The sequence below is a fragment of the Aeromonas sp. ZOR0002 genome (assembly GCF_963866995.1).
Taxonomy (GTDB): Bacteria; Pseudomonadota; Gammaproteobacteria; order Enterobacterales; family Aeromonadaceae; genus Aeromonas; species Aeromonas caviae.
Genome location: NZ_CAWMFQ010000173.1, coordinates 27,377 through 33,688, shown reverse-complemented (window position 1 = coordinate 33,688; position 6,312 = coordinate 27,377). Strand labels below are relative to the sequence as shown.

Annotated in this window: 6 protein-coding genes; 1 reads left to right on the top strand and 5 read right to left on the bottom strand. The window is 63.5% G+C overall.

All coding sequences use genetic code 11. From position 1 onward, the window contains the following. Together dgt and arcB are read right to left on the bottom strand one after the other, a co-directional pair. Window positions 1–1,233: dGTPase (gene dgt / locus AACR77_RS10130; RefSeq protein ID WP_042881208.1), on the bottom strand; the 1,233-nt coding region annotated here is incomplete at its 3' end. Between the two features lie 29 nt (window positions 1,234–1,262). Continuing rightward, window positions 1,263–3,575, bottom strand: coding sequence for an aerobic respiration two-component sensor histidine kinase ArcB (arcB, locus tag AACR77_RS10125; protein WP_042881206.1), 2,313 nt, complete (start codon window positions 3,573–3,575; stop codon window positions 1,263–1,265). Between the two features lie 202 nt (window positions 3,576–3,777). Here arcB and AACR77_RS10120 point away from each other — a divergent pair, with 202 nt between their 5' ends. Then, the gene (locus AACR77_RS10120; protein ID WP_042881204.1) at window positions 3,778–4,776 is read left to right on the top strand and encodes a DUF2860 family protein; all 999 of its coding nucleotides are present in this window, start codon (window positions 3,778–3,780) and stop codon (window positions 4,774–4,776) included. A gap of 61 nt (window positions 4,777–4,837) precedes the next feature. Here AACR77_RS10120 and AACR77_RS10115 read toward each other — a convergent pair whose 3' ends face one another. The 3 genes from AACR77_RS10115 to AACR77_RS10105 all read right to left on the bottom strand — a co-directional run. After that, window positions 4,838–5,530: a DUF3334 family protein gene (locus AACR77_RS10115; protein WP_029313837.1), complete on the bottom strand. Its 693-nt coding sequence runs from the start codon at window positions 5,528–5,530 to the stop codon at window positions 4,838–4,840. A gap of 118 nt (window positions 5,531–5,648) precedes the next feature. After that, the gene (locus AACR77_RS10110) at window positions 5,649–6,095 is read right to left on the bottom strand and encodes an HIT domain-containing protein (RefSeq protein WP_042881224.1); all 447 of its coding nucleotides are present in this window, start codon (window positions 6,093–6,095) and stop codon (window positions 5,649–5,651) included. 73 nt (window positions 6,096–6,168) lie between these two features. Further along, on the bottom strand, window positions 6,169–6,312 hold a 144-nt coding region (locus AACR77_RS10105; RefSeq protein ID WP_042881202.1), incomplete at its 5' end, for a DUF2057 family protein.

The following is a 6,312-nucleotide window of genomic DNA, read 5'->3' as shown; positions in this document are numbered from 1 at the left end:
CCGGTACGCCTTGAGGTGGCGGGCAGAGAGGCGGTGGAACAGCCGCCGGGCAAAGAAGAGCTCGCTCCCGCCGTTGCCTGCGAGCAGCCGCTCGAACTGGCTGGCGGGAAGGGCCAGCAGGCAGGCGTAGGTGGAGAGCACCCCGCGCAGGGCGGCATAGCCTTCCAGCTCCAGCGCCTCCACCTCCGGGCGCATGAACACCAGCTCGCGAGCCACCCGCTTGAGGGTATCGAGTACCCGGGCTGCCGGAGCCTGGCCGTGCAGCAGCGCCTGGGGATAGGCCCCGCTCAGGATCTGATCGTGCTCGGCCACATAGGTATGGGCGGCAAGCGCCACCAGATCCCGGGTCAGATGCTGGCGAAAATGGGGGAAGAACCCCCGACCGGAGGCAAGCGCCTCATCGAGCAGGTCGGCCATGTAACCGCCCTCGTCCGCCTCGCGCAGGGCTGCCAGCAGTTCGCTCTGGGTGAGGATGTGCCTGTCCACCGCATCCTCGAGATCGGCGATGCAGTAAGAGATGTCGTCCGCCGCCTCCATGATGTAGACCAGCGGATGACGGCACCCCTCGGCCAGCCCCAGGCTCTGGCCGAGGGCACGATAGAGGGGTTGTTCGCTGAAGAAGATGCCGCGCTTGCTGGTCCAGCCGTGGTGCTGACCATAGCCCTGTGGATGGTGCAGACCCGGCAGGGGCTGCTGCGGGTATTTGCACAGCGCCGCCAGCTGCCCCAGGGTGAGGTTCAGCTCATGCAGGCTGTGCACCAGTCGCAGGCTCTGGGCATTGCCGTCAAACACCAGCAGATCCTGGCGAAGGGTTGCCCACTGGGGGCTCGGCAACTGGTCGTGGGCACGGGCGAAGAGGCCGTCCAGCTCCTGGGCAAGCCACTGACTCATCACCTGCTCGCCGAAATGGCCAAACGGCGGGTTGCCGACATCGTGCAACAGGCAGGACATCTCCACCAGATTGATGAAGGCCCCCTCGCACACCACTCCGGCCGGCAGCGCCGCCAGGATGCGGCGACTGATCTGGCGACCGGTCTCCTGCACCTCCAGCGAATGGGTGAGGCGGCTGCGCACCGAGGCTTTCACATCGAGCGGGAAGACCTGGGTCTTCTGCTGCAACCGACGCACCGGCGCCGCCTGCACGATGCGGGTGCGGTCCTGCTCCGTCGCCTCCAGCAGGTCTTCGTCTCCCCAGGGGTGAATGCGCTCGGGGGGGATCAAACGGTCATACATGTCGTGGCTCCTTGCCTGAGGCGTCGTGTCTACGAGAGCAGCCAGCGCCGCAGGCGGGCGATGTCACCCGGGTATTCCCGGCGCAGGGTTTCAATCCAGTCTTCCACGTTCTCCCACCAGGCGGGGTGATCCGGGCTCTGGATAAGCTGGGCCGTCTGCTGCAACCGGCGCAGGCCGATGGAACCCGCCGCCCCCTTGATCTTGTGGGCCTCCTCCACCACACCGGCCTGATCCCTGGCAATCATGTTGGAGTCGAGCACCGCCATGTAGTCCGGCATCATCTTCTCGAACAGCTCGACGCTGGAGAGCAGCACCGGCTTGCCGACCGTGCTGGCGTAATCGGTGAGGAAGGGCAGATCCAGCAGGGCATCCTGATGGTGGACATCGTCCTGCTCGTCCGCCTCGTCCCCGGCGAGATCCGCAAACAGGTGGCCTATCACCTCCCGCACCGCCTTGGAGCCCAGCGGCTTGTTGATCACATCCTGCATGCCGTGATCCCGGTAGTACTGGCGATCGCCGGTGGCGTTGGCGGTGAGCGCCACCATGGGGGGCAGGCTGTCGCCGTAGCGCGCGAGCAGTTGCTCCGCCACATCGAACCCCGTCATGTCCGGCAGCTGGATGTCGAGCAGGATCAAGTCGAAATCATCCGGGTTGGCCATGGCCAGCGCCTCTGCACCATCCCGCGCCACCTTGACCTGATGGCCGAGCTTGTTCAGCAGGGCGCAGGCCACGGTGACGTTCAGCTCCACATCCTCCACCAGCAGGATGTCGAGGGAGGGCATCTCTGGCTCCGGGGCTGCGGCCCTGGGCTCGACGCAGTCCACCTCCAGCTCGGCGGTGAAGCAGGCGCCTTCGCCCGGGTCGCTGTCCACATAGAGTTGACCGCCCATGGCCTGCACCAGCTGGCGGGAGACCGCAAGACCGATGCCGGTGCCGGTGGCGTGCTTCTTGCCCTGCACCTGATAGTACATGGCGAAGATCTTCTCCTGCTGGGCGCGGGGAATACCCACCCCGGTGTCTTCCACCTCGAAGTGCAGCGCCAGCTTGCCCGGTTCATCAGCGGCGTGGGCGAGACAGCGTATGGTGACGCCCCCTTCATCGGTGAACTTGACCGCATTGCCCACCAGGTTCCACAGCACCTGGCGCAGCCGGGTGCCGTCCGCCATCACGAACTGGGGCATGTCGCCGTCCCGGTCGAAGTGCAGATAGAGCCCCTTCTGCTCCGCCTGGATGCGCGACAGCGTCTCCAGCTCGTCGAGGAAGGCGGGCAAATCCAGCGGAGCCGGCGCAATCTCCAGCCGGCGACGGTCGAGCTTGTCCAGATCGATGATGTCGTTGAAGATGTTGCCGAGCGTCACCGCGCTCAGGTGGATGGTCTTGAGCTGCTGCTGCTGTCTGGCATCGAGGGGCGTATCCATCAACATCCGGCTCAGGCCGACGATGCCATTGAGCGGGGTGCGCAGCTCGTGGCTGATGGTGGAGATGAAGGTGGTCTTGTCCCGACTCGCCTTCTCCAGCTTGTCCTGGTACTGCTTGCGCTCGGTGATGTCGCGACCAAAGCCGAGCAGGCCGAGCCGCTTGCCGAAGCGGTCGAAGAAGGGCACCTTGCGCAGCTCGAAGTAGGCCTTGCGGCCATCGGGATACTCCAGCCACTGCTCATAGGTGAGCGGCTCGTTCTGGGCGAAGACCTGCTTGTCGGTCTCCACCACCTTGCTGGCGATGTCGTGCTTGTAGACATCGAACGGGGTCAGGCCGATGAGTTCCGCTTCCACCTTGCCGGTGAGCTCCTCCATGGCGCGGTTGCAACCGGAGAACTGCTCGTCCTCGTTGCGGTAATAGACCAGATCGGGGGAGCAGTCGATGAAGGAGCGCAAGAGGGCGGTACGCTCCCCCAGATGCAGCTGGGCCTTCTCCCGCTGGAACACTTCGTTTTCGAGATCCTCGATGGCTTGCTGGCGCAGGGTCTCGGCCCGGTTGGTCTCGGCGATCTGTGCGTTGAGGCGGCTGATGTTCTCCTGCAACTGGCTGTTGAGCTCGAGATCCCGCTCGCGCATCTCTTGCAACTTGCGCACCATCCGGGTTAGCCGCTGGCGGGAGTCCTCCAGCTGATCCACCACGATGGAGAGAAAATAGACGGCCCAGGGGGTCACCAGCAGACCGAAGAAGACAGAGCGCACCAGGTCGACGATGTCCACGGTGCCGCGCAAAAACAGGGTCACCCCCATCTGGATCGAAACGGCCAGCACTATGATGGCGGTGGCCAGGAACATGCTGAAGCGCACCAGTCCCAGCTTGGTCATCAGGTCGACGTAATATTGCGCCCAGGATTTGATCTGCTTCATCTCGTTGTTTTCTCCCCTTTTCTTGCGCAAACAGGATACCAGTACGGCGCCATGAACTCTTGTCCGTCGCGTATTCAATTATTGATTAACGTCACACTCCGGCTGGGGTAGCATGCCTGCCATGCCTCAGTCAGCACCGGTCCCACCGGGATACCGGGGCGCACTGTCACCCTTCTCATTCGTTATGTCAGGAGCATACCCGATGCGAAATCATGTTCTGTTGAGCCTTGGCCTGCTGGTCGCCACCACCGCCCACGCCGATCTGGGGGAGATCCCCCGCCAGACCGGCTGGTCCGGTTTTCTGCTGGGCGGAGTCAATGCCGGCAGCCACAAGTCCAACTTCTATGCCGGTGACGACAGCAACAGCCGTATCGATGATCTGGGCTCCCCCGGCCGCGAAAGCGGTCTGAGCCCGCTGCTCAATGCCGATATCCGCTACACCTTCGCCGATACCCGCACCCAGGTCTTCCTCGGCAACCTCATCCAGGACGCGGTGCGCTTCGACTTTACCCAGCAACTCGGTCTGCGCCAGGAGATGGGTGACAAGGGTATCGTCGCCACCTCCCTGGTGTTCAACCTCATGCCGGTGGAAGTGTGGAGCGATCCCTTCGCCACCGGCGTGGACCGCAGCGCCACCGATCTCACCTCGAAAGGGGTGCGCTTTGCCTGGGACAGGATCTGGGGCAGCAACGTCTACGCCACCCTGACCAGCCGGGAAGTGGAGCTCGACGAGGAGCGCAGCGGCCAGCAATATGACCTGACCCACGGCACCCACTACGCCTCCATGCTGAGCCGCAACGGCAAGGTCCACGACCTGGCTGTCTCCTACCAGTACCACTTCGGCGGCGACCAGCTGCTGGAGCCCGCCTTCCTCTACAAGGAGGCCCGCCTGGACGGGAGTGCGGAGAGCTTCAAGAACACCGGTCTGCAGCTGACCTATGCCAAGCGCGCCTCCCAGTGGTCCATCGTGAGCAACCTCTACGCCGGCAAGCGCAAGTATGACGAGGCGAATCCCCTGTTCGGCCAGCGCGCCGATGCCAGCGAGTTCGCCCTCAATGGCACCTTCTTCTGGCACAACCTGTTCGGCATCAAACCCCTTGCCGCCACCTTCACCGCTGCCTACTCCAGCGCCGACTCCGACATCGACTTCTACGATGCCGAGGCGCTTCGCTTCAGTACCGGGCTGCTTTACAACTTCTGACCCGCCCCAAGCAAGAAGGCCACCCCCGGGGTGGCCTCTTCATTTGCACAACCCTCGACCATCAGATGCCGAGGGAATCCAGCAGATCGTCGTGCTCGTTGCTCGCCGGCGCGGCCGCCGGGGCCGGTTTGGCTGACTGCTTGGCCTGGGCGATCAGCTCGTCGGGATCCACCTCCTCCTGCACGCCGCCATCATGGATCCGGATAAACTCCGTCTTGTCCATGGCCAGCTCCAGATAGAAGATGTTGTTGCTGGCGGTGAAGAAGGTCACCCGGCGGGTCTCGGGATTGTCGAGGTTGGTGTCGACGCTCAGCATTACCTGCTTGTTGAGCGCCAGCATCTTGGGCTGGTTCTGGGTGATGTGGGTCTGCAGCTCGCGCCCCACCTTGGTGGTGAAGCTGCCGACGATCTGGTTCATCAGCTCGCCCATGACGTTGCTCACCTCGTCCGAGGTGTGGGAGATGGCAAGATCCTCCTTGGAGAGCCCCATGCTCAGCATGTAGCTCTGGTAGAGCTCCATGGCCGCGGCGGCGGAGAAGTTGATCACCACCAGCCCGGAGAAGCCGCCGTCAAACAGCACGAAACAGCCGATGTCAGGCTTGAGGCAGGTCTTGCTGATCCGCTGCACCATGCCGGAGAAGCGCACCTGGGTCTGGGTCGCCGCACTCAATACGCTCGTCACCGAATTGCACAGGCTCAGCAGTACGTCCTCTGTGGTCAATACGGCATCATCCTCGGATCTTGTCACTATCATGGAACCTTCCTGCTGATCGAAATAATGGGGCTGTCACTCGTGTCGCCCATGTCACCATGCACCGGCGCGATACGCTAACAGATTGCGTGATCCCGGTGCCCAAAGCGCGAGCCACCTCTCACTTGACTGGATTATCAGTCAGAAATGGCTGAAATCCATCCAGGGTAGCCAGACGGGTTTGCCAACTGGCAGCCGCCCCTTGCAAGGCCTGCTCCTCATAGGGAATGGCGGGACAGGCACCCCAGATGGGACCGGGCCAGGCCGCATCCGAGCTGAAGCGGGCCACGTGGTGCAGGTGCAGCTGAGGCACCAGATTGCCGAGGGCCGCCACGTTGATCTTGTCCGGGCCGAGTGCCCGCTCCATCAGGGTGGCGACGGCGCAGGACTCCTGCATCAACTGCTGTTGCTGCTCGGGGGCCAGATGATGGACCTCCCGCAGGTTGGCGACCCGGGGCACCAGAATCAGCCAGGGATACTGGCTGTCTTTGGCCAGCAGGACGCGGCACAGGGGCAGATCCCCGAGTATCCGGGTATCCGCCTGAAGGCGGGGGTGCAATTCAAACATGGGGGCCTCGCTGATCAACATGGGCACATCGGGAATCAAAGATGTGCCCACGTTACTGCAACGGGGAGCAAACTTAAAGGCGTGGCACGGCCCAACCGATGAAGCGCTTGCGAAGCGCGGGGTCCGCCTGCAGGAAAAGCTGTTGCAACTGCCCTTCCAGGGCGCTGGCCGGCACGGAGGAGGCCCGGGGCGTCGCCACGGCGGCAGCAGTCACATC